This is a genomic window from Mycobacterium sp. pV006 (assembly GCF_041287115.1).
Lineage (GTDB): Bacteria > Actinomycetota > Actinomycetes > Mycobacteriales > Mycobacteriaceae > Mycobacterium.
Window position 1 is genome coordinate 70,392 of sequence record NZ_JBGGKT010000009.1, and the last position, 24,375, is coordinate 94,766.

Consider the following 24,375-nt stretch of genomic DNA (forward strand, 5'->3'; position numbering starts at 1 on the left):
CCGCCGGCTCCGCAGTGACGCATTAGTGTCTGCTGCAGACACCATCCGCCGCTGCGCCGGTTGAGCAAGAGAGGACCGCCGGAACATGACGCAGGCCGCCGCAACGGACACCCGCGAGGCGATCATCTACGCGGCGTTTGCGTGCTTCCGGACGCGCGGTCTGCGCAGAACCACCGTCGTCGACATCGCACGAGCCGCCGACGTCTCCCGAAGCACGTTCTACGAGTACTTTCGCGACAAGCCGACCATCGTCCGGGCCTGTGCTGAAACGGCGTCCCAGCGGTTCTACCGCAACATGGCCAAAGCGATCGACCGGGACGGTGGCAGCACGCTGGAGGACAAGCTGGTCAGAGCGGCGGTCTTCGTCACCCAGGCACGCCGGGTGGTCGAACCGGAGGTGTACTTCGACGAAGAGGAAGTCAACCTCATGATGACCAGGAACTCGGAGACACTGCTGCAGGAGTGCACCGAGTTCCTGGCCCCCTACGTGGCTTCGGCGCGGATCACCGGTGAGGTACGCGGTGATCTTGACGTCGAGGCGGCCGCCGAGTGGTTCTCCCGAATGTTGTTCTCGCTGTTCACCACACCGTCGCCGCGAATCGACATGCGGGACGACACGGCCGTTGCAGATTTCGTCCGCCCCTTCGTCGTGCAGGGTTTCGCCGGCGCCTCTCGCCGCAGTTGAGCTCCGCATCGTGCGGATATGCCCATTCTCATTTTCGTAATGCACGATTATCATCGAACGATGACACCTGCAGCGCACGGCGATATCGGAGCTCCCCGCAGCCGGGGTCCGAGTCGCGGCACACCGTACAGGCTTGTCGTCCTGGGCACCGATGCCGCTGAGGTGGTCTCGGTCGCCGCGGGCGTCATCTACGACTCGACGAGCACGGGATGGCAGGTCGACGTCCACCTCGAACACGACGGACACCCCCGGGCGTTGAGCATCTTGGGAACGCGCAGCCGACCGCTTCCGGAAGTTCTCGAACTCGAGACCGATTGTCCCGATGTGGTTCTCCTGGGTGCGTCGCTGATCGAGCGACATCAGCCGATCCACCGGCTCGCCACCAGTCTGACGAGGCACCGCCGCAGCGATGTGGCGGTGTGGGGCACTGCCGCGTTACCCCCGCAGCTCGACATGTCGATGTGCTTCGACTACCGGTTGAGCACCGCAGCCATGGCATTCAAACGTCAGGCGCTGGCGGCTGCAGGGCTGGCAGACGGGACGACCGACATCGAGACGTTTCGACGTGGCCGGCGCTCGATGACTGCGGTGCCGCCGTTCGAATCCTCGGCTTGATCGCCGAATTCAGCCGATCCGACGCACCGGAACGCTCGAATAGCCCGCCACGTTGGTCGTTGCCACCCTCTTCAAAGCGCCGCGATCGACCTCGAAATACGGCAGCAGATCCAGCAGTGCCCCGAGCGCGATCCGCGCCTCCATCCGGGCAAGCGCGGCCCCCAGGCAACTGTGAATGCCGTATCCCAACGCCAGATTGAAGCCCATCTTGCGTTCGCGATCGATGTCCAACCGGTCGGGGTCGTCGAAAACTCGCTCGTCGCGAGTCGCCGATCCGGTCACCAGGAGCACTGCCGCACCCTCGGGAATGGTCTGCCCGTAGTAGCTGACATCGCGTGTCGCCGTTCGGACCTGATACTGCGACGGAGCTTCGTACCGCAGCAGCTCCTCCACAGCTGCCGGGATCTTCGACCGATCCGCCTTCAGCTTCTGCCACTGATCCGGGAAGTCGGCAAACGCCACCATCGCATTACCGATCAGCTTGGTGACCGTCTCCGCTCCGGCGCCGCCGAGCATCGTCGCGAATCCCGTGATGTCCACATCGGTCAACTTCTCCACCTGGCCGTCGCGTTCGACCTCGGTTTCGATGAGGCGGCTGATCATGTCGTCGCGCGGTTCGGCGCGACGCTGACGCACCAGGTCGTAGTAGTACAACCCGGTCTTGACCGATGCGTCGTATCCAGCCTTGGTCGTTGCGATTTCACCGGGGCGTCGTTCGATCAGCAGGTCCACCCAGTGCCGAATCTGATCGCGGTCCTCCTTGGGAACTCCCAACATGGTGGTGATGATCTCGTTGGGAAACAGCGCAGAGAAGTCGGCGACCACATCGAATGCGCGGGTGTCCAGCGCATCCAACCGCTCGTAGATCTTTTCGCGCACCATGTCTTCGAGACCGGCGATCGCCCTCGGGGTGAAAACCGCGCTGACCAGCTTGCGCATCTTCTGATGCTCGGGTGGGTCCATCGAGATGATGACCTTCGGCACCGGGATCGCGTCGTCATGAGCTTTGACCATGTCCAAGGTGGCACCCTTGGCCGAGGAGAACAGCTCGTGATCTTTCGTCCCCGGCGCGACATCGGCGTAACGCGACAATGCCCAGAAGTCCCACTTCTCGCTGTAGAAGATCGGCGCTTCGTTGCGCAGTCGGCGGTAGGTGTCGTATGCGCCGTTGAAGAAGTCCTCCGAGAAGGGATCGAAATCGACTGCAGCACTCGACAGCTCGGCCGGCGACGTGTTCACAGGATGGCTCCGGATTCCTTGTACTTCTCGATCTGTTCCCACGCCATACCGGCGTCCATGAGGATCTCCTCGGTGTGCTGGCCGTGTTCAGGGGCACCGGGCGGCACCACGGCCTGCTCGTCGAACTGGACGGGGTTGGTCGGAAGGGCGTAGGGCACTCCGTTCATCGTGGCGGTCTGGGCGATGTAGCCGTTCGCCGTCACCGCCGGGTCGGAACACAGCTCACCCGGGGTCTGAACCACACCCCAGGCACCGGAGATCCCCGCCAACGCATCGCGCCACTCCTGCAGCGTGCGCTGCGCGAAGACCTGGTCGAGCAGGGCGATGAGCTCCACCCGGTTCTGATAGCGCGGCCCGGGTTCGGCGAAGCGCGGGTCATCGACCAATTCCGGTACGCCGATAGCACGCATGGTTTCGGCGTAGAACTTGTCGAGCTGCAACATCATCAGCTGCACCCAACGCCCGTCCTTGGTCCGGTAGGTGCCGACCAGGGGGTTCGGAGCGTCGGCATGTCCGAACTTGGGAATCGCGCTGCCGCCGTGGATCTGGCTGACTGCGACGTCCGGACTGAGGTTCCAGGCGGCCAAACCGAGCAGCGAGACGTCGACCACCGAGCCCTCTCCCGTCGTCGCCTTCTTGTAGAGGGCGGCCGCGATCCCGCCAGCGATCGTCATCCCACCCAGGAGATCGCCGAACGCGGGACGGGACCGGACGAGTTCCTCGGCTTCCTCGCTGAGCACGGTGGCGATTCCGCCACGCGCCCAGTAGGACACGCCGTCATACCCGGGCTTGTCGGCATCGGGTCCCTGCGGGCCGTGACCGGAACCGCGGACGTAGACGATGTTGGGGTTCACCGCCCTGATGTCCTCGACGTCGATACCCATCTTCTTGCGGCGGCTGGGTAGATAGCTGGTCAGGAACACGTCGCAGTTCTTGGCCAGTTCGCGCACGACTTCCTGACCGCCGGGTGTGCTCAGATCGACGCCGATCGACTTCTTGCCGCGATTGGGGATCTCGATCATGTAGTTGACCGACCCCCCGCCCTCGTCGACGATTCCCATCGTGATCAATCCGCGCTGCGGATCACCGCCTTCGCGGGGTTCGACCTTGATGACCTCGGCGCCCCACTCTGCGAGAACAGCCCCCGCCGACGGGACGAACGTCCATGCCGCGACCTCGAGTACTCGAACTCCTTTGAGCACCTTATCGGTGGAAATGGTGTCCTCCTACTGCCGTGAACAGGTGGTGAATCGAACCATACGCATGGCGGCAGCCTGCGATAATGGTGATTTTCATATGCGAGAATGTCATCTGCAGCCGCGTTTGTAAACCAGCCGCGCGCTCACCGCGAAGACGACAGCAGACCGGGAAGGTCCGGATCACCGTCGGTCCGGAACGCATTCCCGGAGTCCATTTGTTGCGGCACCGTCACACGCAACTCAACGTCCGGCAGCCACTGCGGTCGAGGCGCCGAAGGACGCGGTCGTACCAACGTTTCAGGGCCTCGCGGCCTACGCCCTGGTAACGAAAGTTGCCATCATCGAGAACAGCAATTCTCGAATTCGGTAGGGTCCTTTCCATGCCGTTTCCGTCCCTCACCGCCACGGTTCCCACCCTGGTGCGTTCATCTGCCGCACGGTTCGCCGATCGGCCGTATCTCATTGCGGACGGCCGGGTTCTCTCCTACACCGACCTCGATCGCCGGTCGGCACGGTTGGCGCGCAATTTCCTGGCACGCGGCCTGGGCAAGGGCGACCTTGTCGGAATCCTGTTGCCCAACAGCGTGGACTGGGCGGTCACCTGGTTCGCCCTGACCCGAATCGGAGCCGTGGCGGTTCCGCTGAACACGTTCTACAAGGCCACCGAGTTGGCCTGGACGGCACGGCACGCCGATCTGCGCGCGATCGTGGCGTGGCCGGCGTTCCGCAGTCAGGACTTCGCGCAACTTCTCGAGGACGCGTTTCCTGATCTGGTCGCGTGCGCGGAACCGGGTCGGATCACGATCCAGAGCGCACCGCATCTGCGCACGATCGCATTCTGGGGCGGCACCGACCGACCCTGGGCCACCACCATCTCCGACGACGACATTCCGCCACAGGCCATCGACGACGACTTCCTGGTAGCTGTCGAATCAGCGGTGACACCCGCCGACAACGCGATGATCATCTACACCTCCGGCAGCACCGGCGATCCGAAGGGCCCTGTGCACACTCACGGCGTGCTCGTCCGCCACACCTACAGCTTGACCTACTCCTACGACGTGACCGGCGATGACGTGATGTTCACGTCGATGCCGTTCTTCTGGGTCGGTGGCCTCATCACCGGGCTGCACGCCGTCATCCACCACGGTGCGACGTTGGTGACCCAACCGGCGTTCGATGCAGGCCAGGCCCTCGAACTCATCGAGCGCCACCGGGCGACCATCACGTTGGGCTGGCCTCAGCAGGGAAAGTCGCTCGCCGAGCATCCGGACTTCGCCACCCGAGACACCAGTTCCGTGCGCCGGACGAGCATGCCCGCGATGGTGCCCCCCGACCGTCGACCGCAGGGTCCCAATGCGCTGGGCATGACCGAATTATGCGGCAACCACATCGGTGTCGATCCCTATCCCCCGCAGCCTCCCGACCGCGCGGAAACGGGCGGAGTGACTCTCGACGGCTTGGAGCATGTCATCGTCGACCCCGAAACCGGGACGCCGGTTCCCAACGGCACCTCGGGCGAGATCTGGGTACGAGGCCACTCGTTGATGCAGCGCCTCTACAAGAAAGAGCGCGAAGAGGTCTTCACGCCTGACGGCTACTACCGCACCGGCGACTGCGGTGTCAGGTACGACGACGGATGGATCACCTTCACCGGCCGCCTCGGAGATCTCATCAAGACCGGCGGCGGGACCAACGTCACGCCCTCGGAAGTGGAACTGGCGCTGTGCGCTTGTGAAGGCGTGCTCGAAGCCTATGTGGTCGGGGCCGACGACCCTGACCACGGAGTCGTGGTCGCCGCGGCCGTGGTGCCGAAAGGAGGTGCCCAATTGAACGAGGGGCAAGTCCGCGCCGAGCTGCGCGATCGCATCGCGGCATACAAAGTGCCCAAACATATTTGGATCACCGACAAACAACAACTGCCCTTCACGGCGACTGGCAAGGTCAAGAAACAGGACCTGGCCCGTCAACTGAGCAACCGCATGTCGAGTTCGGGTGGCTGAACATCGCGGCGAGGAGGCGCAGCCGTGAATCGATCACAACCACGCTACGTGCCGCCGGCCGACAACCGTAGAAGGAACAGAGAAGAATGACCGACCGCCATTCCAACATCGCAGGCGTCCGCATGCTCGTCATCGGGGCTTCGTCCGGCATCGGTCGAGCCTTGGCCGCCGTGGCACACTCACGCGGCGCCAAGGTCGCACTCGCAGCGCGTCGAATCGAGATTCTGTCCTCGGTCGCAGCTGATCTCGGCGGGACCGCACACGAACTCGATGTCGCCGATCCGAAAGCCGTCGAAAAGGTCATCGGTGAGGTCGCCGCCGAGTTCGGTGAGATCGACGCCGTGGTCTTCACCAGTGCGGCAGTCCCTTTCGCTCATATCGAGGACACCGACGTCACAACCTGGCTGCATGCCTACGCGGTCAACGCCGTCGGCGCGTCCCACGTGTTGCGCGCGGCGCTCGCCCACCTCGCCCAGGACGCGGTCGTGCTGGTCGCATCCAGCCACGACGTCGGGCGACCCCGAGCCGGTGTCGCGGCCTACCACGCGAGCAAGGCAGCCCTCGACGAGATTTTGCGGTCGTGGCGGGCCGAGCATCCGGAGCTGGCAGTCATCCGGGTGAGCATCGGGCCCACCGAGGACACCGAGATCCTGCGCGGCGCCGACCGTGACCTGCTCGCCGACCTGTACCGATCGTGGGCACAACAGGGCCAGATTCCGGCCCGGATGTCAGCGGTCGACGATGTCGCCAACGCGATGCTCTCCCTCGTGGCGATGTCCCGCGCCAATCCGTCGGTGGTCAGCGAGATCGTGCACCTGGCACCGCGTATGAGCAAGTCGTCGTGAACTGACGTCGAGAGGAAGGCACAACAGATGGACCTCGAGTTTCGCGGCGCCACGGCAGTGGTCACCGGCGGCAGTAAGGGCATGGGATTGGCCATCGCCGAATGTCTCGGGGCCGAGGGTGCCTCGGTCGCGATCATGGCAAGGGGACCGGAGGCACTCGATGCTGCAGCCGAGACCGTTCGACGCGCCGGCGCGCCGGAGGTCCTGCCCATTGCCGTCGACATGGCCGACGCCGCCTCGATCGCGGCCGGTTGTCAGAAGGTGCAGGAGCGTTGGGGTCGGCTGAACGTGCTCGTGCACACGGTGGGACCCGACGCCGGAGCGTTCGAAGACCTCGACGACGATGCCTGGCATGCCGCCTTCGACCTCGGCACGATGTCGGCGGTCCGGTCGGTCCGGGCAGCGTTGCCGATGCTGCGCAGCGCCGAATGGGCCCGCATCGTCACTCTTTCCGCGCACTCCATTCAGCGGCAGAGCCCCCGCCTGGTGGCCTACACGGCCGTCAAAGCGGCGCTGTCGAGCTTCACCAAGAACCTCTCGAAGAGCTTGGGGCCCGAGGGCATCCTGGTGAACTGCGTGTGTCCCGGCACCATCGTGACCGCCAGCTTCACCGAGATCCTGCGTGACGTGCTCGCTGCCGACGGCCTGGATTCGTCGGACCCCGACGACGTGATGACCTGGGTCGAACGCACCTACGGGCACCCCTGCGACCTGGGACGTGCCGGACTACCCGAGGAAATCGCCTCGGCTGTGGCGTATCTGGCATCACGGCGCAATGGCTACGTCACCGGAGCGACGCTCAACGTCGACGGCGGCTCGGACTTCATCTGAGCCCAGCGGTCATTTCTTCGTCGCCATCTGGTCGGCCGCGGTGTCGGCCCACTGCGCCTGGTGCCGACCCATCGTCATCGCCCCGTTCCACCCGCCGTCGGTCCACAACACGGTGCCACCGACATAACTGAACCTCGGGCTACCGAGACACACCAGCGGCCACGCCTGCTCCTCGGCTCTCGAGTAGCGGCCGACGGGCCCGATCGCGTCGTCGACCGTCTGCTTGCCCATCAGGTCTTGGAACGCCGGCATCATCGCGGTCTCGGTCGGTCCCGGATTGATGCAGTTGACACGGATTCCTCTGCGCGCGAGTTCGGGATACCACCAGCCCACCCAGGCGTCGATGATGTACTTCGAATACGCATAACCGCTCCACGACCACTTCTTCTCGTTGGCCGTCAACCACTCCACCGCGGCATCGAAGCCCTCGGTCTCGAGCAGACCGGTGATCACCTTGATGTGGTCCTGCCAGCCGATGGCAGCCGACGAGGAGATCACGCTGATCGCAGAACCCTCGGACATCTTGGGAACGAGTTGCTCCGCGAGGTGCCGTGCACCGACGAAGTTCACCAGGATGGTGTCCCACTCGCTGAACGGCGGGCCGGGCAGCCCCGCGCAGCTGAACAAACCGTCGATCGGGCCCTCGATGGACGCGGCCACCTTCTCGATGTTCGCCCGGTCGCGCAGATCGATCGTCAGTGCGCGGGCAACGTCGACCGTCGTCGGCTTGATGTCCAGCGCGGTGACCTCTGCACCCAGATCGGTAAGAATGCGAGCGGTCGCCTCTCCCATACCCGAGGCGGCTCCCGTCACGACGACGGACTTCCCCTCATAGCCGAGTGCGTCGTCCATGACCCAGACCCTCCGTAAGCTTGCGGAAACCGATGTGTCGATTATCGAGAATTGACATTATCACTCGATCTGGTGGGTACAAGGCCGGCCGACCCACCTCCGTCACCGATCTGCCCAGTGCGGGGTGAACGCCGAGATGGTCGACAGGTCGTGCAGACCAGGATCAGCCGAGATGACCGCTGGAATGGCGTTGACGGCATGCATCGCCGTAGCCAGACAACCCTGTTCGGCATGGTCTTCTTCGTGCCCACCGATCACCATGTGGACACGCAGGTTCGGTCGCCCCTCGAACGTCACCTCGTAGCCGATCTCCGTCGGCCATTCCGGAGCGAGGTCATCCGCCATTCGGGTGAGATGTTCGACCGACAACGTGGTGTCGCCGCAGTCGACCACCACGCCGAAGCGCATGGCGCCGACCGTACCCGCCGGGATCTCACCCGCCGCGACAGTCAGGGGGCGTGATGTCGTCGCCACCTCCCGGAATCCCTCGAAGCCCCGGATCTCCAACCCCAGCGCGTGCGTGAGGACGGTGGCACTGCCGATCCACGCACTCGCCGCGTACTCCGGGTTGGTCAACAGCGGGGTGGTGTCCTCGGGCGCATGACCGAAGCCCATCGCGTTGAAGATCAGGTCGTGGCTGGCGTATGTCGAGTAGTTGAGCACTTCTCGCACATTGATCCGACTGGCCTTCTCGGTCAGCCGCGCGAGGACCGGGGCCAGCGATTCCCCGAAGAATCCCGGGTAGAGGCCCAGCCCCAGAAACGTCGAACCCCCTGCACGACAGGCTGATTCGATGGCATCAGCCAGGCCGGCGTCCAGCGAGCGGGGATGGATGAATCGGCTGCCCGTGGCCACCACGTTCTTGCCCGTCCTGAGGAGGTCGCACACGTCCTGGAAGCATCCTGGCGTGTCCATCTCGACCTTGCCCATGTACAGCACGACGTCGGCGTCGGTGTCGAGCACGTCGTCCCGGTTCGCACTGGTGCGCACGCCGGTCTCGGCCAGACCGCACAGCGTGCCGGCATCGATGTCGGCTTTGGCCGGGTCGTAGACGCGGACGGCGGCGAGTTCCAGATCCGCCCTGCCGATCACGTGTCTCAGGGACATCATGCCGGTGACGCCGGTGGCCCATTGGATGACGCGGGTCATGGTCTTCTCTTTCAATCCCACACGACGTCGAGACGCGGGGGCGAACGGAACATCGTGCCGGCAATGTAGGGGGGTGGGGCGTCCGGGTCCAGACGCAGATTCGGGAGCTCATCGAGCAGCGCGTTGAAGATCTTCATGCTCTCCAACCGTGCCAAATGCATACCCAGGCACACGTGTGCTCCGTGCGCGAACCCGATGTGCGACTTGCGTTCGCGGAAGATGTCGAACTCCTCGGGGTCCTGCCAGCGAGTCTCGTCATGGTTGGCACTTCCGAGGCTCAGCATCATCGTGGACCCCTTCGGCACGCGCAGACCGGCGATCTCGGTGTCGCACGTGACCTCGCGCATGAAGTTCAGCAGAGGCGTCTCCCACCGGATGCCCTCCTCGATCGCCTGCGGCAACAAGCTGCGATCGTCGCGGACGGCCTCCAGTTGGTCGGTGTGGGTCAGCAGCGCGAACGCCAGGCTGGCTGTGGAGCGCGATGTCGTCTCGGCACCCGCGGGAAGGAGATTGCGCATGAAGCCGTAAATCTGCTCGTCGGACATCTTCACGCCGTTGACTTCGGCCGCGGCGAGGATCGAGACCATATCGTCTTTCGGTGCGACCCGGCGGTCGGCGAGAATGCCGACGAAATAGTCCTTCATCTCGGCGGACGCGCGCATCGCGCGGTCCATGTCCGCGCGGAAGCCGAGCAGGTCGATGGCCAGCCGGTGGAAGTGCAGCACATCGGACTGGGGCAACCCGAGTAGAGCGGCGATCACCCGCACCGGGATCGGCATGAAGACCGCATCCACGAGGTCTGCCCGCTTGGCGTCCCGAAACCTGGCGACGGTCTCGTCGACCAGCGGCCCGACAAGCTCACTGTCCCAACGCTTCATCGACGAGCGTGCGAATGCGAACTCGTGCAACTTCCGGTACACCGCGTGCTCGGGTTCCTGCATCTCCAAGATGGTCGGACCCTGCAGCGGGCGGACCACGTCCTCGTAGCAGCGGGTACTGAAGGTGACGTTGTCGGTGAAGATCGCCTTCACGGCGTCGAACGAATAGGCGGTGAACGTCTGGGGACCGTCGTCGGAGCGGGCGGCCAGGCCCATCTCCGGCCAACCGGGGTGTACGGCGGCTTGCGCGCGCAGCTCCTTCAGCAGTGGGTAGGGCGATGCGTCACCGTCGGCGCCCATCCCTTCGTTGAACCTCGCCTGAGCGTCCCGGATGTCCCGTTCGAGTTCCTCAACGGTTGTCGGCTCGACCACCTCACGGCTCCTCACTCACGACTGCGGATATCAACATACAGCGTGTCGGTTGCAAGTACCATCATGTAGGTTTGCGCCAACCAACCGCCGCGTAATCGCGAAACTGGAACCGGGAGCGTTTGATTGACTGTTCGCGTCGCACAATGGGCCACCGGCGCCGTCGGTCGCGCCGCCCTGCAGGAGATGATCGAGAACGATGATTTCCAGCTGGTGGGCGTCTTGGTCTACGACCCCGCCAAGACCGGACAGGACGCCGGCGCACTCTGCGGCCTCCCGGCCACCACCGGCGTGCGGGCCACCGCCTCGAAGGACGACATCCTGGCTCTACGCCCCGACGTGGTGGTGCACGCCGCCAGCAAGGCGCATTCAATGGAGACCAACGCCGACGACATCTGCCGGCTCCTTGCCGCGGGGATCAACGTCGTGTCAACCACCTCGTACAACCATCTGCCCACTTACGGCCCCGACACCGAAGGCGCTTTCGTCGAGGCATGCCGGGTGGGCCGGTCCCGATTCCACGCCGCCGGAGAAAACCCCGGATTCATGTTCGAGCGCCTCGTGGCCACCGTGACGGGACTGAGTAAGACCATCGACCGCATCGACCTCTACGAGGCCACCGATGTCTCCGCGGTGGACAGCAGGCCGATGCTGGTGGATCTGATGGGCATGGGCCGCCCGCCCGAAGACGTCTCTGTCGATTCACCGATCATCGGCAAACTCGACATGGCCTACCGTCAGGCTCTCAACGCCACAGCCGACGTTCTCGGTGTGACCCTCTCGCACATCGAGATCTCCGTCGACGCCACCACGCTGCCGTACGATCTCGAGGTCAAGGCCGGGACTATCGAGGCAGGAACTGTTGCTGGGCAACGCTTCTCGTGGGTCGGTCATTGGTCGGGGCGTCCACTGCTGGCCATCCACGAAGAGTGGGTGCTCACTCGTGATCTACCGCAGTGGGGCCTCGAGCCGCTTCGGGAGGGCCAACGGGCGCCGCTCATCCGGGCTGTCATCTCCGGAAACCCGAGCTTTGAGCTGCAACTCGACGTCGGCCCGGAAGACGGACGCCCGACCGGGGCGCATGCGCATCCGGGACATCTCATGATCGCCATGAGCGCACTACGGTCCATCCCCTATGTGCTCGCCCATCCGCCGGGCATCGTCACCGCTCCCGTGTTCGGCGCAATCCAGCTACGGTGACGCCGCGCCGACTGCGCGCGCGATGTTCTCGCTCGGTGCGGCATGGAAGACATGCCCCGAGCCGTCGGGCAGCACGCGCCGCGCGACCAGGTAGTCAGACCCCAACCAGCCCTGCCGGATATACCGACCGAAGCGCAGAAACGTCCCTGGAGCACCGCTGGCCGACGGGATGAGTTTGACCTGCTCGATGCCGTGTTTGACGCCTTCCCCCGTCAGCGGCCTGGCCATCGACAGTCCTCGCACGATCACCGTCGCCGCGTCGTGGGCCAGACCCGGCATGGAGTGCCCGGGGCGGCGACCGTACCGGGCCTCGAAGCGGTCCAGGAACGCCTGACCCACAGTGTTGCGCTCGTCGTAGCTGTCCAGACCGATCCAGCCCGACAGCTGACGCATCCATTCGGCGTTGATGTGCGCCATCTCGAACGCAGTGGTCGTGTACCTCGGCGGATCCCAGTCGGCGGCCAGCAGGGCGTCGGAGAAGCCCCAGAGGCCGTGCCCGAAACCGACGTGCACCAGCGCATCGGGTTCGGACTCGCGCAGCGCCTTGACGGCGACGTCCTTGTCCGCCTCCACCTGAGGGATCGCGATCCTCGCAACGACTGTCAAACCCGCTGCGGTATAGGCCTTCTCCGCTGAAGCGAGGTATTCCTTGCCGATCAAGGACGATTCGTAGGCGATCGCGATGCGTGAGCGACCGTCGCCGATCATGACAGCAGCGAGCATCACCGGCTCCTCGGCCATCGAACCGTTGTTCAACGCAAAGCACCACTCGCCGAGTGCACCTTCGGAACCGGACAAGGTGACGATGGGAGCCTGGGCGGTGGCGTCGACGTGTGTGCGCAGGGGAACGACGTTGTCGGAAACCCAGGGTCCGAAGATCGCCAGGCAACCCTCGTCGATCAGCTCGTCGAAGGCCCGCTGCACCGCCTTGTAGGTACCGTTGGGCAGTCCGATCGCGTGCCGCTGGACCAGTTCGACCGGCCGGTCGATCAGGCCCGACTCGAGCGCCTCGTCCATCACCAGCGCGAGTGCGGCGACAGTGTCGTTGTCGGTGGTGCCGCTGGTCGGATAGTCGTTGAGCAGTCCCACTTTCAGTGGGGCGACCGATCCGTACGCGCGAAGTTCCTCGTCAGCCATAACCGCAACATACAAGATGAATGTTGATATCGTGCACGCATGGCGAAGCGAGGCGGCACCGACGACGAGCGCAGAGCCCGGGGCGACCAGACCCGTCGCGACCTCATCGCCGCAGGGCGTTCGCTGTTCGTCGAGCACGGCTTCTTCCGCACGAGCATCGGCGATCTGGTGACCAGGTCCGGGGTCGGAACCCGGGGCGCGTTCTACCACCACTTCAAGGACAAGGCCGAACTCTTCCGGGCGGTCTTCGAGGAAGTCGAACGTGACCTGACGCTGCGTTCGATCGCCGCTCCCCCGCAAGGCGCCGACGCCTGGGCACGGCTCACCCGCGGTCTGCACGAGTTCCTCGACGCCGCACTCGAACGCGAGGTTCAACAGGTGATGCTGCTCGACGGTCCGGTGGTGCTCGGCTGGGAGACACTCCGTGCGATCCAACAGGACAACAGCATGGCCATGATCGACGAGGTGATCCGGGAAGCCATCGCCGACGGCGCGATCGACGACCAACCCGTCGCGGAACTGACCCACATGATGGTGGCCGCAGTGGAGGAGGCCGCGCTCCTGGTCGCACACGCGACCGACAGCGCCTCCGCCCGTGAACGGGCCGCTGCAGTCCTGGATCGGATGCTGCTGAGCTTCGTGGCCCGATCACCAAATGAACTGACAAACTAGCCCTTCTGCCCGGACCCCAGCACCGCCGGACCTTCTGGAAATGACCGTTTTCATTTTCGTATACACCGCTTCTTTGAATCTGATAAGTTCCCTCTCGACCTCTGCGCAAGGAGACACATGCAGCCCGAAGAGATGATTCCGATCCGCGCTGACGACGTCGGTTCGTCTCCACGCACGCTGGGGGTCGAGCCCGGTGTCTGAGATCAACGGCCTCCGCGTTGCCGTCGTCGGAGCCTCCGCCGGATTGGGCCGATGCATCGGCGTCGGCCTTGCCCAGCGGGGGGCCCGGGTGGCACTGCTGGCCCGCCGCCACGACCGACTGGTCAACGCCGCCGCGGAAGCCGGCAACGGCGCGATCGCGGTCACTTGCGATGTCACCGACGGACAGGTGTGCCGCGCTGCGTTCGCCGACGTGGTCGACGGACTCGGCGGTCTCGACGCGCTGGTTTACACCACGGGTATGGGCGTGCTGGCGCCGCTGCCCGACGTCACCGCCGAGCAATGGGCTCAGCTTTTCGCCACCAATGTCACCGGCGCCTCGCTGGTCACCGCGGCGGCGGCGCCGCACCTGGCTCAGGCCCGCGGATCGGCCATCTATCTGTCGTCGTTGAGCGCCTCCTACACCACTCCGTGGCCGCTGCTGGGCGCCTATGCGGTCAGCAAGGCCGCCCTCGACAAACTCGTGGAGTCGTGGCGTATCGAGCATCCCGAGATCGGCTTCACCCGACTGGCGGTCGGCGACAGCTTCGGCGGGACCGGGGATTCCCAGACCGAGTTCAACAAGAACTGGGATCCCGAGGCGCTCGACAAAGCCATCCGCTTCTGGATGGACAACGGCTACATGCAGGGCGGTCTCGTCGACGCCGAACACCTCACCGAGGTCGTCGAATCGGTCCTGCGCTGCGGCAAGAGCAGCTTCATCCCGTACCTCACTTTGGCCCCGCGCGCCTCCGACTCGGTGAAAGAACTCCGCAAATGGTGAATCACGAATCCCGCATGCTCATCGACGGCAAGCTCGTCGAATCCGAGACCGGCCGCCAGTTCGACGTCCTGAACCCGGCCACCGAAGAAGTACTGGGCCGATGCGCCGACGGCAATGCGGCCGACATGGAGCGCGCGGTGGCGGCGGCCCGGCAGGCCTTCGACCGCGGTGACTGGGCTCGCGACGGTGCAGCGCGGGCCACCGCGCTGCGCCAGTTGCAGGCCGCGCTGGAGTCGGAACGAGAGGAGCTCCGCAGCGAACTCGTCGCCGAGGTGGGCTGTCCGGTGTTGAGCACCTACGGCCCTCAACTCGACGTTCCCCTCAACGAATCACTGACCTGGTCGGCCGACATGATCTCCGAATTCCCCTGGCGGCGTTCGCTTCCCGACAAGGATGCATTCGGCATGGGAACGCCCGCCGCCAGGGAGGTATGGAAGGAGCCGGCCGGTGTCGTCGGCGTGATCGCGCCGTGGAACTTCCCCCTCGAGATCATCTTGAACAAGATCGGTCCGATTCTGGCGATGGGCAACACCTGTGTGCTCAAGCCGGCGCCCGACACCCCGTTCAATGCCACCCGGCTGGGCCGGCTGATCGCCGAGCACACCGACATCCCGCCCGGGGTGGTCAACATCGTCACCTCATCGGACCACCTCGTCGGCGAGGTGCTGTCCTCCTCTCCCCTGGTCGACATGGTGGCCTTCACCGGATCCACGGCGACCGGCCGGCGGGTCATGAAGGCCGCCGCCGACACCGTGAAGCCGGTGTTCCTGGAACTCGGCGGCAAGTCGGTGTACCTCGTGCTCGAAGACGACGGCGACATCAAGCCGGCCGTCGCCGGCAGCGCCTTCATCTCCATGCACGCCGGGCAGGGCTGCGCGATGCCGACCCGCCTGCTGGTGCCCAATTCCCGCTACGACGAAGCGGTGGAGATCGTCAAGGTTGCGATGGAGAAGAACAAGTACGGTGACCCCACCGATCCCTCGGTGTTGCAGGGCCCCCAGGTGTCCAAGCGCCAGCAGGAGCGGGTGATGGGGTACATCGAGTCGGGCAAGCGCGAGGGAGCGCGCCTGGTCACCGGCGGAAGCATCCCCAAGCACCTGCCCAAGGGCTACTTCGTGGAACCGACCGTCTTCGCCGACGTCGACAACCGGATGACCATCGCCCAGGAGGAGATCTTCGGACCGGTGCTGTCGGTCATCGGCTTTGACGATGACGACGACGCCGTGCGGATCGCCAACGACTCGATCTACGGACTGTCCGGGGTGGTCTTCGCTGACGACCTCGAACGCGCCAAGAACGTCGCATCCCGCATCCGGACCGGAACACTGGGCATCAACGGCGGCCTGTGGTACGGCGCCGACGCGCCGTTCGGGGGCTACAAGCAGTCCGGTATCGGCCGCCAATGCGGCATCGAGGGACTGGAAATCTTCACCCAGACCAAGACGGTCGGATGGCCGGCGTCCTAGCCAATCAGAGGGAGTTCCAATGAAATCCAGGGCTGCGGTCCTCCGGGGCGTCGGGATCGACTGGGAGGTCACCGACATCGAACTCGACCCGCCCAGGGCGGGCGAAGTCCTGGTCAAGATGGCCTACTCGGGAATCTGCCACTCCGACGAGCACTTCTACACCGGCGACAGCGTGCCCAGCAAGGACATGGAGGACCTGATGCGGGCCGCCGGACTTCCGGTACCCGAGTGGTTCCCGATGCTCGGTGGCCACGAGGGCTCCGGTGTCGTCGAGGAAGTCGGTCCAGGGGTCACGAGCATGAAACCCGGTGACCACGTGGCCATCTCGTTCTTACCCGCTTGCGGAAACTGCCGGTGGTGCGCGACCGGCATGACGTATCTGTGCGATGTCGGCGCGGACATCCACAGCAAGGCCATGACCACCGACGGCACGCGCCGCCGCCACGTGCAGGGTCCCGACGGTGTCGAAGACCTGATGGCCATGATGCAGGTCGGCACATTCTCCGAGTACGTCGTCGCGTCGGAACGCTCACTGGTCAAGATCCACGACTGGATCCCCCTCGACGTCGCGGCACTGGTCTCCTGCGGTGTCACCACGGGATTCGGGTCCGGTTCGGTGGCCGCCGGCACACGACCCGGCGACACCGTCGTCGTCGTCGGTGTCGGGGGGATCGGGATGAATGCGGTCCAGGGCGCAAAGGTCGCCGGGGCCAAGCACATCGTGGCGGTCGATCCCAACGAGTTCAAACGCGACAGCGCACCGGAGTTCGGTGCCACCCACACCGTCGCCGACGCCGGTGCCGCCATCGAGTTGGTCAAGGAGATCACCTGGGGGGTGATGGCCGACCGGGTGGTGCTGACCCCGGGTGTGGTACCCGTCGACCTGGTCCTGACCGCGATGATGTTGCTGCGCAAGGGCGGAACATGCGTGTTGACCGGCATGGCCAAGGTCAGCGACCTGATGGTGCCGTTGAGCCTGCCGGACATGGTCAGCTCCTGCAAGACGCTCAAAGGTGTGCTCTACGGCGAGATGAATCCGCGTGAGGCGATGCCGAAACTGTTGAGCATGTACGAGGCGGGGCAGATCAAGCTCGACGAGTTGATCACCCGCAAGTACAAACTCGACGACATCAACGAGGCGATGAAGGACCTGCGTGCCGGCAACAACATCCGCGGTGTGATCGAACTCTGAACAACGCGGCGGCGCTCAGGTATGAGCGGCGCTGCGCGTGGGTATCGCCGAGGTCGTAGCTGCGACGACCTAGGAGGAGCCGTGCAGAACTGCTCGGGAAGCGGACGCCGCGTCGAGGACGAACCCAACGCGAGTGCGGCCACGTGTCCGATCTGCGGACGGGAGATCCAGGTGGATCCGGAGGAGACCTCCGAGGGTCTGGTCTTCGTCGTCGCACCGCATGAGCGTGCCGTTGCCGGTTGACTCAGGACGCTCGTAGCGAGAACAGCGTCCCCACCACCGCGCCCTCACCGAGCAGCGAGCCCATCCGTTCGGACTGCTGCTGCGAGGTCTTCCAGGCCTCGCTGTCGGCGTAGCGGTCTGCCATCTGTGCGTCGACGCGGTCGGCGCGGTCCTCCCAGTCCTGCGGTGCGGCGCCGAGTTCCGAGGCGACTTGCTGCGCGTGCACTTCGAGGGCGGCCTCGTCGAACAGCGTGCGCAATCCATCGGCGGTCGGAAACCGGTTGCCCTCGGGTTGTTCGTCGGGCGCGATCTCGCGGGTCGCGACGAATACCAGCAGACCGATGCCGCCACCGGGCCGGACCACCCGCCGCAGTTCGGTGAGCAATCCCAGCTGGTCGGGCATCGTGCACAGCACGCCCAGCGACCACGCTGCGTCGAAGGCGGCGTCACCGAAGGGCAAGGCTGATCCGGAACCCTGCACCACCGGGTAGCCGAACAGCCGGCGCGCGGCGCGGCAGGCGCCGGCTTCGGGTTCGACCAGCACCGGGTGCACCGCCCTGGTGTGTACGGCGTAGGCCGCGGGTCCCCCGACGCCGGCACCCGAGTCCAGCAGACGGCATCCGGGTGCGAGCGCGAGGCGGTCCATCAGCCAGTCGAGTGCCTGCGGGCTGCCGCTGCCCCGACATGCCGCCGGCAGGTAGTAGTCGGCGCCCAGACGGGTGCACGTCTGCGCGGTCCACTCGGCCACGGTGTCGAACTCGGCGGACATCGCATCGTCGGTCATGACACTCCCCGGATCCGTGCGGCCACTTCGGCTTTGATCTCGGCTCCGCGTCGAGTGCCCGACGCGGTCGCCGAACCGGACAGGTTCACCCCGGCGATCCCGTCGATGTCCAGCAGTGCGCGGGCCTCGGCCACCGCGGCCTCGATCCCCGCTTCCACCGGGTCGGGGGCCCCGAGGACGCGCTCGGCGACCTCGGCATCGAGTTCCAGGCCCGGCAGGCCCTGCAGCACGGCCGCGGACACCGAGTCGGTGAACACGGCCACGGCGGCCAACACCGGGATCGTCAACCCGTGGGCGCGCGCGGCGGCCATGAACGACGCCACCGCCGACGGTGCGGTGACGTGGTTGAGGACCGCGACCCGAGCCCCGGCCCGTTGCTTCTGCACCAGCCGCAGCGGACGACGGTCGGCCGGCGGCGCCGTCGGCGTCTCCGGCACCGCGGCCGTCAGCCCGAGTTCGGCAGCCATCGCCACCAGTCGGGGGCCGTCCAGGTCGAAGCTCTGGGTCACGTCGGGACGCACGTCGTAGCCGCGCCCGTCGCCGGTCACACACAGCACCGTGTCGACCCCCAGGTAGGCCAGCCCGCGCAGTTCCTGCTCCAGCACCACGCGGTTACGGTCGCGGCAGGACAGTGAGATCCACGGCTGGGCGCCGCCGTCGATGATCAGCCTGCTCAACAGGGTCGGCGGGAAGTCCGGCCGGTTCTGGTGCTCGCCGACCAGCACCGCGTCGCACGACGGCGCCAGGTGCGCAGCGACCGAGCGGGCGTCCTCGGCGTCGAACGGCGCGCAACTGAAATCTGCCAGCACCAGCGGCGGGCGGGGCATCGGTCCGGGGTGGTCACACTCCTGCGGCCACAGCACGATATCAGGGAAAGCACATGGGCCGGGCCGCATCTCGCATTGCCCGTCCAGGCGCACCCCGCCGCACGGACCGTAGTGCATGCGTTTCGGACAGTCGACGTTCACGTCACGACTCGGCGTCACTGCGTTCCTCTTGGAGTCTGTCCTTGGTCCGCACCAGCCGCAGCAGGGTCACCAGGCCCAGTCCCCCGACGACGTTGCCGACCACGGTGTAGCCGAACCAGCCCAGCCAGTCCAGGTAGCCGAAGGGGGTGCCACCGCCGAGCAGCGCCCCGAAGATCAGCAGCGAGTCGAGGATCGAGTGGAACATCTGCAAACCGGCCAGCAGGAAGGCTCCGGCGATCGCGGCGGCGATCTTGCCGGGGACCGAGTCGGTGCCGTGTTGCAGCCGGGTCATCAAGGTGATGACCATTCCGCCGAGGATGGCCAGCGACATCGTCTCGGCGCTCAGCGGTGCGGTCACGAAATGCGTCGCCGATTCCAGGGTCTGGGGACGCAGCTTCGGGAACGCGGTGATGATCAGCCACATGATCAGCCAGCCGCCGACCAGGTTCGCCACCAGCGTGCCGCCCCACAGCTTGAACAGCTGGTTGACGCTGGCGCGCTTGGCCGCCACCGTGGTGACCGGCACCAGGAATCCCTCGGTGAACAGCTCACTGCGCCCCAGCAGCAACGCCAGGAAGCCGACCGAGAACGCCAGACCCGCCAGCAGGTGCTCGCCGGTGGCGTGCAGCACCGCCAGGTAGGCCAGGACGCCGATCGCCACCTCGGTGCCGCCGAAGAAGCCGGTGACCATGATCTCGCGCCATCCGCGGTGCAAACGCTGGGCGCCTTCCCCGACGATGCGTTCGAACGCTTCCTCGAGTTCGTCCTCGATGGGGCTGTTCGATTCGCCCAGTGCCCGCTGGCTGGTCTCACTCATGGCGGGTGACATACCCACTACGCCGGGTTACGCGCACCCCACGGTGGTCACGGCAATGCGACGCAGTTCTTGCCGCGGCGTTTGGCGTGGTACATCAGTTTGTCGGCCTGCCGCAGCAGCGTGGCCGCGTCGGTCGCGCCCCGGGACGTGACGACCCCGGAACTCACCGACAGCCGCTCGTAGACCTCACCACCGCTGAGCTGCAGGGGGCGGCACAGTTCGGTTCGGATGCGTTCGGCGAGGATCTGGAGTTCGGCGACGTCGAACAATCCCGGACACAGCACCGCGAACTCGTCGCCGCCCAGGCGGGCAGCGGTGTCGCCCGGCCGGATCGCGATCGCGATGCGCGCGGCGACTTCGGTGAGCACCTCGTCACCCTCGGCGTGCCCCCAGGTGTCGTTGACCTCCTTGAACCCGTCGAGGTCCAGCGAGATCAGGCCGAGGCCGATGGATCGGCCGCTGTCGACCTCGGCGATGGCATGCATGATCCGGTCGGTGAGCAGGGCCCGGTTGGCCAGCCCGGTCAGGGGGTCGTGGGAGGCCATGTGCAGGAGTTCGGCCTCGACCCGTTTGCGGGTGGTGATGTCCTCGACGAGGCCGATTCCGTAGGGCTCGGATCCGGCGGGCGCGACCACCGACGCCGAGACCGCGCCCCACACCTCCTCGTCGCCCGCGCGCCGGAAGCACAGTTCCCGCTCGAAGCGCTGCCCGATGCCCAACGTCAGAAGTGGATGCAAACCTGTTTTCGCACAACTGATCTCGTTGTTCTCGAGCTCGAGCACCGTCATCGTCAACACCTCGTCGGTGGGCCGGCCGAGGAACTCGGCGAGCGCATGGTTGCAGCGGGTGATCCGGCCCGGGGGCTGCGGGGCGATGGTGAACATGAACATACCCATCGGCGCGGTGTCGAACGCGAGCCGGAACTGCTCCTCGCTGGCGGCCAACGCCCGTTCGGCGGCCTTCTGCTCGGTGATGTCGGTGGCGACCCCGATGTAGCCCTCGAACCGACCATCGCGGTCGGTCATCTGCGAGACCGCGACGCTGACGGCGACGTGGGACCCGTCGCGTCGCACATAGGTCCACTCGCGTACCTCGGCCCGGTCGGGCCCGACGTTGTGGACGAAGACTTCGCTGGGACCGACGCCCAGTTCTTCGGCGCGCGCGCATACCTCCGGGTAGTAGTGAAACTCGATCGGCCGTCGCCCCAGGACCTCGGCCTCTGTCCAGCCCAGCAGGCGTTCCGCACCGTGGTTGAACACCGCAACCCGACCCCGACGGTCAGTGCCGATGATCGCTTGTTCCGAGGCCGCCTTCAGCACGCCGGCGAACAGGTCGCGCGCCTGCTCGACTTCGGTGATCAGGCGTGCCCGCGAGTCGCGGTACAGCGAGAGTGTCAGCATGATCACGGTCAGCGACCCGACCATGATCTGCGCCAACAGCGCCCGGGTCTGGACATCGGGGACGATGAGGACCCCGCGGTTCATCACGGTGGCGTAGACCACCCAGATGCCCGCCGCGGCCAGGAACAGGGTGCTGACCGTGGTGCTGAACCGCAGAGCCAGCCACATCACCGGCACCATCGCCAGGAACGCCATCGGCAGCCCGCTGTCGATCAGCCAGAAGATCCAGACGAACACCACCACGGCGACGGTGCTCGCCAACAGCAGTTCGACCGTCGATGCCGCGGTGAGGTGTGGACGCGTCCACGTGACGTCGCGCAGGCACAGCCAGATCGCCACGCCGAGCAGGACGGTCGCGCCGTTACGGGTGATGAACAGCGCGAAGGTGCCCCACACCTGCGCATCGGCGACCACGACGAAGTACGCGGTAGCCAGTACCGCCGCACTTCCGGTGCCCGCGACCACCGCGATCACCAGGCGCCCCAGGTCCGCGGGGTCGCGCAGCACCACCTCATCACGCCCGGCCGCCAACAGCTCCGCACAGACGACACTGAGGACCAGGTTGACCACCACGAACCAGCCGCTCAGCGCCACCGAACCGTCGGTGGCCAGCGTCGTCACGAACGACGTCACCCCCAGCAGCACGACATGGACGGCGCGTTGGCCCGGGCCGCGGTCCCGGACCGAGAGCAGCCAGACGACCCCAACGGCCGCAGCCGGCCAGACCAGGGACACCTCACCGTCGCCGACCAGCCGGGTCGCGCGGCCGACGATGACCGCGAGCGCGTAGACCAAGGGGAAGACCACTATCGGCGCCGCCGAGCGCAGAGCGCGATACACAGCACCCCCACGTCTCGAGACCTTGCGTTCAGTCCAGGATGCCGACACCGACTGACATGTGGCGGTGAACCACCAAAGTCGTGAGCAGAGGGACCAGTGAGACTGCGCGGAGCGTAATTGCACGACGAGGAACAACGGCAATCCGTCCGACGTTGACGCTCCCGTGGCTGTCGAGGACCTGTTCGAACCGATGACCGTGCGCTCGCTGACGATGCCCAACCGCTTCGCGATGGCGCCGATGACGCGCCAGGCCTCCCCTGGCGGGGTGCCGGGACGCGATGTCGCCGAGTACTACCGGAGGCGCGCCGCGGGTGAGGTCGGTCTGATCATCACCGAAGGCGTTCGCCTGCCCGACCCGGCAGCCGGCTACCCGTTCAGCATCCCCACCCTGGCCGGTGACGACGTCCTCGCTGGGTGGTCACGTGTGGTGGACGCGGTGCACGGCGAAGGGGGCACCATCGCCGCCCAGCTGTGGCACCAGGGCGTCGAGCGCGACGACGCCGACGGTGTCGTCGTGGTCAGTCCGTCCGGAGTGGACGGTCACGGCAACCCCAAGGGCCGTGCCTTGCGAACCGACGAGCTTCCGGCGCTCGCCGAGCAGTTCGCGCAAGCCGCTGCGACGGCGCACGAGGTGGGGTTCGACGCGGTCGAGCTCCACGGCGCGCACGGCTACCTGTTGGATCAATTCTTCTGGCAGAAAACGAATTTGCGGACCGACTCCTACGGCGGGTCGCTGTCGGAACGGACCCGCTTCCCCGCCGAGGTCGTGGCCGCCGTGCGAACAGCTGTAGGGCCCGACTTTCCCGTGATCTTCCGCTTCTCCCAGTGGAAGGGCACCGATTACGGCGCGTCGATCGCCGCGGACCCGATCGAGTTGCAGGAGCTGCTGGCGCCGCTGATCGACGCGGGCGTCGACATGTTCCACCCGTCGACGCGTCGGCACTACGTCGCGGCGTTCCCGGAGACCGACCCTGATCTGAGCCTCGCCGGCTGGACCAAGAAAGTGACGGGCGTGCCCGTCATCGCGGTCGGTTCGGTCGGTCTGCAAACCCAGTTCCGCAGCGAACAACCGGGACAGCTCATCGCACCGGCCGACGTCGACCGCCTGGTCGAACAGTTCGACGCTGCCGAATTCGACGTCGTGGCACTCGGGCGTGCGCTGTTGGCGGACCCGTCCTGGGTGCACCGGTTGCGTACCGGGAATCTCGACGCGTTCGTCGGTTACGACCCCGCCAAGGCGCTGGCCGCGCTTGCGTAGTGGTCGGGGTTCTGCAGAAGTCAGATGATTCGTGGTGGTCCCGGCTGGGTTCGAACCAGCGACCTTCCGCGTGTGAGGCGGACGCTCTCCCACTGAGCTACGAGACCGTTTCCGACAGATCGGACGAGGCAGAAGACTAGCACGCAGGCAGGCCCGTCAAGAATCCGCCGACCGCCGGTTTCCGCGTTCGGCCCGCCTACCTGCGCTTTCTCCGATAATCTGCGCACAGGCCGGGGGGTGGCTACCGAGCGTGATTGGCGCGCCCGACACGCATGATCACGTTCGGTCAACGACCACAACGTTTTTCGACCTGGGGGTAGAAGACATGAGAACAACGCTCGCGGTGGCTGCGGCCGGGCTGGGCGGTGCGGCGATGTGGCTGGCGCCGACCGCCGGCGCCGAGTACGTCGGGTTCACCTCACCCAGCGGCAACATCGGATGCATCCTCGGCGACGATTCGGTGCGGTGCGACATCGCCGAGCGTGACTGGGCTCCCCCGCCACGCCCGGCGGATTGTCCGGACGTCGTGGACTTCGGTCAGGGCATCACGCTGGGCGCGACGGGTCCGGCCCAGTTCGTCTGCGCCGGCGACACCGCCCTGGGCGGCGGTCCGGTGCTGCCCTTCGGCCAGTTCCAGGCGGGCGGCGGGATGAGTTGCAACAGTGAGCCCTCCGGCATGCGGTGCTCGAACTCCGACGGCCACGGCTTCACGATCTCCCGGCAGGCGTACACCCTGTTCTAGGTGATTTGTGTACGCCAGTGCACGTGGACT

23 protein-coding genes and 1 tRNA gene are annotated in these 24,375 nt (G+C 66.0%); 13 read left to right on the forward strand and 11 right to left on the reverse strand.

All coding sequences use genetic code 11. The features are described 5' to 3' along the window. Positions 1-85: 85 nt before the first annotated feature. Positions 86-685, forward strand: a complete 600-nt coding sequence (locus ACAG25_RS15240; RefSeq protein WP_370489307.1) for a TetR/AcrR family transcriptional regulator — start codon at positions 86-88, stop codon at positions 683-685. A gap of 60 nt (positions 686-745) precedes the next feature. Next, positions 746-1,300, forward strand: a complete 555-nt coding sequence (locus ACAG25_RS15245; protein ID WP_370489308.1) for a hypothetical protein — start codon at positions 746-748, stop codon at positions 1,298-1,300. A gap of 9 nt (positions 1,301-1,309) precedes the next feature. On the opposite strand, the gene ACAG25_RS15250 is transcribed toward ACAG25_RS15245, so the two are convergent. Both ACAG25_RS15250 and ACAG25_RS15255 read right to left on the reverse strand, forming a co-directional pair. After that, positions 1,310-2,539, reverse strand: a complete 1,230-nt coding sequence (locus tag ACAG25_RS15250; RefSeq protein WP_370489309.1) for a cytochrome P450 — start codon at positions 2,537-2,539, stop codon at positions 1,310-1,312. Next, entirely contained in the window at positions 2,536-3,741 is a 1,206-nt protein-coding gene (locus tag ACAG25_RS15255) for a CaiB/BaiF CoA transferase family protein (protein ID WP_370489310.1), read from the reverse strand. The genes ACAG25_RS15250 and ACAG25_RS15255 overlap by 4 nt, the downstream gene beginning before the upstream one ends. Before the next feature lie 377 nt (positions 3,742-4,118). On the opposite strand from ACAG25_RS15255, the gene ACAG25_RS15260 reads away from it, so the two are divergent. From ACAG25_RS15260 to ACAG25_RS15270, 3 genes are all read left to right on the forward strand, one after another. Continuing rightward, positions 4,119-5,741, forward strand: coding sequence for a class I adenylate-forming enzyme family protein (locus ACAG25_RS15260; RefSeq protein WP_370489311.1), 1,623 nt, complete (start codon positions 4,119-4,121; stop codon positions 5,739-5,741). A gap of 86 nt (positions 5,742-5,827) precedes the next feature. Beyond that, the gene (locus tag ACAG25_RS15265) at positions 5,828-6,586 is read left to right on the forward strand and encodes an SDR family oxidoreductase (protein ID WP_370489312.1); all 759 of its coding nucleotides are present in this window, start codon (positions 5,828-5,830) and stop codon (positions 6,584-6,586) included. Positions 6,587-6,613: 27 nt separating this feature from the next. Next, complete coding sequence (locus tag ACAG25_RS15270; RefSeq protein WP_370489313.1) at positions 6,614-7,417, forward strand: SDR family NAD(P)-dependent oxidoreductase; 804 nt, start codon at positions 6,614-6,616, stop codon at positions 7,415-7,417. A gap of 9 nt (positions 7,418-7,426) precedes the next feature. Here ACAG25_RS15270 and ACAG25_RS15275 read toward each other — a convergent pair whose 3' ends face one another. The 3 genes from ACAG25_RS15275 to ACAG25_RS15285 form a co-directional block, all read right to left on the reverse strand. Then, positions 7,427-8,269: an SDR family oxidoreductase gene (locus ACAG25_RS15275; protein ID WP_370489314.1), complete on the reverse strand. Its 843-nt coding sequence runs from the start codon at positions 8,267-8,269 to the stop codon at positions 7,427-7,429. A 102-nt stretch (positions 8,270-8,371) separates the two neighbouring features. Next, complete coding sequence (locus tag ACAG25_RS15280) at positions 8,372-9,418, reverse strand: dihydrodipicolinate reductase (protein ID WP_370489315.1); 1,047 nt, start codon at positions 9,416-9,418, stop codon at positions 8,372-8,374. An 11-nt stretch (positions 9,419-9,429) separates the two neighbouring features. Beyond that, entirely contained in the window at positions 9,430-10,596 is a 1,167-nt protein-coding gene (locus ACAG25_RS15285) for a cytochrome P450 (RefSeq protein WP_370489473.1), read from the reverse strand. A 195-nt stretch (positions 10,597-10,791) separates the two neighbouring features. Between ACAG25_RS15285 and ACAG25_RS15290 the strand changes: the two genes are divergently transcribed. Continuing rightward, entirely contained in the window at positions 10,792-11,865 is a 1,074-nt protein-coding gene (locus ACAG25_RS15290; protein WP_370489316.1) for a dihydrodipicolinate synthase, read from the forward strand. On the opposite strand, the gene ACAG25_RS15295 is transcribed toward ACAG25_RS15290, so the two are convergent. Continuing rightward, positions 11,857-13,002, reverse strand: coding sequence for an ABC transporter substrate-binding protein (locus tag ACAG25_RS15295; protein WP_370489317.1), 1,146 nt, complete (start codon positions 13,000-13,002; stop codon positions 11,857-11,859). The two genes, ACAG25_RS15290 and ACAG25_RS15295, sit on opposite strands and share 9 nt — an antisense overlap. Before the next feature lie 39 nt (positions 13,003-13,041). Here ACAG25_RS15295 and ACAG25_RS15300 point away from each other — a divergent pair, with 39 nt between their 5' ends. The 5 genes from ACAG25_RS15300 (at position 13,042) to ACAG25_RS15320 (ending at position 17,557) form a co-directional block, all read left to right on the forward strand. After that, positions 13,042-13,674, forward strand: a complete 633-nt coding sequence (locus ACAG25_RS15300) for a TetR/AcrR family transcriptional regulator (RefSeq protein ID WP_370489318.1) — start codon at positions 13,042-13,044, stop codon at positions 13,672-13,674. Between the two features lie 193 nt (positions 13,675-13,867). Beyond that, positions 13,868-14,656 carry an SDR family oxidoreductase gene (locus ACAG25_RS15305; RefSeq protein WP_370489319.1) on the forward strand — a complete coding sequence of 263 codons (789 nt, stop codon included), beginning with the start codon at positions 13,868-13,870 and terminating at the stop codon, positions 14,654-14,656. After that, the gene (locus ACAG25_RS15310) at positions 14,650-16,122 is read left to right on the forward strand and encodes an aldehyde dehydrogenase family protein (RefSeq protein ID WP_370489320.1); all 1,473 of its coding nucleotides are present in this window, start codon (positions 14,650-14,652) and stop codon (positions 16,120-16,122) included. Before ACAG25_RS15305 ends, ACAG25_RS15310 begins: the two co-directional genes overlap by 7 nt. 19 nt (positions 16,123-16,141) lie before the next feature. Then, complete coding sequence (locus ACAG25_RS15315) at positions 16,142-17,314, forward strand: NDMA-dependent alcohol dehydrogenase (RefSeq protein WP_370489321.1); 1,173 nt, start codon at positions 16,142-16,144, stop codon at positions 17,312-17,314. A gap of 81 nt (positions 17,315-17,395) precedes the next feature. Beyond that, on the forward strand, positions 17,396-17,557 hold the full coding sequence (locus ACAG25_RS15320) for a hypothetical protein (protein WP_370489322.1): 162 nt from the start codon (positions 17,396-17,398) through the stop codon (positions 17,555-17,557). Position 17,558: 1 nt separating this feature from the next. On the opposite strand, the gene ACAG25_RS15325 is transcribed toward ACAG25_RS15320, so the two are convergent. From ACAG25_RS15325 to ACAG25_RS15340, 4 genes are read right to left on the reverse strand one after another with little or no spacing between them, the layout of a single operon-like run. After that, positions 17,559-18,320 carry a class I SAM-dependent methyltransferase gene (locus tag ACAG25_RS15325; protein ID WP_370489323.1) on the reverse strand — a complete coding sequence of 254 codons (762 nt, stop codon included), beginning with the start codon at positions 18,318-18,320 and terminating at the stop codon, positions 17,559-17,561. Continuing rightward, positions 18,317-19,264 carry a methylenetetrahydrofolate reductase gene (locus ACAG25_RS15330; RefSeq protein ID WP_370489474.1) on the reverse strand — a complete coding sequence of 316 codons (948 nt, stop codon included), beginning with the start codon at positions 19,262-19,264 and terminating at the stop codon, positions 18,317-18,319. The genes ACAG25_RS15325 and ACAG25_RS15330 overlap by 4 nt, the downstream gene beginning before the upstream one ends. Before the next feature lie 25 nt (positions 19,265-19,289). Then, entirely contained in the window at positions 19,290-20,105 is an 816-nt protein-coding gene (locus tag ACAG25_RS15335; protein WP_370489324.1) for a formate/nitrite transporter family protein, read from the reverse strand. A 47-nt stretch (positions 20,106-20,152) separates the two neighbouring features. Next, positions 20,153-22,345, reverse strand: a complete 2,193-nt coding sequence (locus ACAG25_RS15340) for a diguanylate cyclase domain-containing protein (RefSeq protein WP_370489325.1) — start codon at positions 22,343-22,345, stop codon at positions 20,153-20,155. Positions 22,346-22,508: 163 nt separating this feature from the next. On the opposite strand from ACAG25_RS15340, the gene ACAG25_RS15345 reads away from it, so the two are divergent. Further along, a complete protein-coding gene (locus tag ACAG25_RS15345; protein ID WP_370489326.1) occupies positions 22,509-23,603 on the forward strand; it encodes an NADH:flavin oxidoreductase in 1,095 nt (364 codons plus the stop codon). Between the two features lie 32 nt (positions 23,604-23,635). On the opposite strand, the gene ACAG25_RS15350 is transcribed toward ACAG25_RS15345, so the two are convergent. Then, a tRNA-Val gene (locus tag ACAG25_RS15350) sits at positions 23,636-23,710 on the reverse strand. Positions 23,711-23,928: 218 nt separating this feature from the next. Here ACAG25_RS15350 and ACAG25_RS15355 point away from each other — a divergent pair. Beyond that, a complete protein-coding gene (locus ACAG25_RS15355; RefSeq protein ID WP_370489327.1) occupies positions 23,929-24,345 on the forward strand; it encodes a DUF6636 domain-containing protein in 417 nt (138 codons plus the stop codon). Positions 24,346-24,375 lie beyond the last annotated feature (30 nt).

Coding starts and splice junctions, on each gene's coding strand:
- ACAG25_RS15240 (WP_370489307.1), top strand. CDS start 86: ATGACGCAGGCCGCCGCAACGGACACCCGCGAGGCGATCATCTACGCG.
- ACAG25_RS15245 (WP_370489308.1), top strand. CDS start 746: ATGACACCTGCAGCGCACGGCGATATCGGAGCTCCCCGCAGCCGGGGT.
- ACAG25_RS15260 (WP_370489311.1), top strand. CDS start 4,119: ATGCCGTTTCCGTCCCTCACCGCCACGGTTCCCACCCTGGTGCGTTCA.
- ACAG25_RS15265 (WP_370489312.1), top strand. CDS start 5,828: ATGACCGACCGCCATTCCAACATCGCAGGCGTCCGCATGCTCGTCATC.
- ACAG25_RS15270 (WP_370489313.1), top strand. CDS start 6,614: ATGGACCTCGAGTTTCGCGGCGCCACGGCAGTGGTCACCGGCGGCAGT.
- ACAG25_RS15275 (WP_370489314.1), bottom strand. CDS start 8,269: ATGGACGACGCACTCGGCTATGAGGGGAAGTCCGTCGTCGTGACGGGA.
- ACAG25_RS15280 (WP_370489315.1), bottom strand. CDS start 9,418: ATGACCCGCGTCATCCAATGGGCCACCGGCGTCACCGGCATGATGTCC.
- ACAG25_RS15285 (WP_370489473.1), bottom strand. CDS start 10,596: ATGGGCGCCGACGGTGACGCATCGCCCTACCCACTGCTGAAGGAGCTG.
- ACAG25_RS15295 (WP_370489317.1), bottom strand. CDS start 13,002: ATGGCTGACGAGGAACTTCGCGCGTACGGATCGGTCGCCCCACTGAAA.
- ACAG25_RS15300 (WP_370489318.1), top strand. CDS start 13,042: ATGGCGAAGCGAGGCGGCACCGACGACGAGCGCAGAGCCCGGGGCGAC.
- ACAG25_RS15310 (WP_370489320.1), top strand. CDS start 14,650: ATGGTGAATCACGAATCCCGCATGCTCATCGACGGCAAGCTCGTCGAA.
- ACAG25_RS15315 (WP_370489321.1), top strand. CDS start 16,142: ATGAAATCCAGGGCTGCGGTCCTCCGGGGCGTCGGGATCGACTGGGAG.
- ACAG25_RS15325 (WP_370489323.1), bottom strand. CDS start 18,320: ATGACCGACGATGCGATGTCCGCCGAGTTCGACACCGTGGCCGAGTGG.
- ACAG25_RS15330 (WP_370489474.1), bottom strand. CDS start 19,264: ATGCACTACGGTCCGTGCGGCGGGGTGCGCCTGGACGGGCAATGCGAG.
- ACAG25_RS15335 (WP_370489324.1), bottom strand. CDS start 20,105: ATGAGTGAGACCAGCCAGCGGGCACTGGGCGAATCGAACAGCCCCATC.
- ACAG25_RS15355 (WP_370489327.1), top strand. CDS start 23,929: ATGAGAACAACGCTCGCGGTGGCTGCGGCCGGGCTGGGCGGTGCGGCG.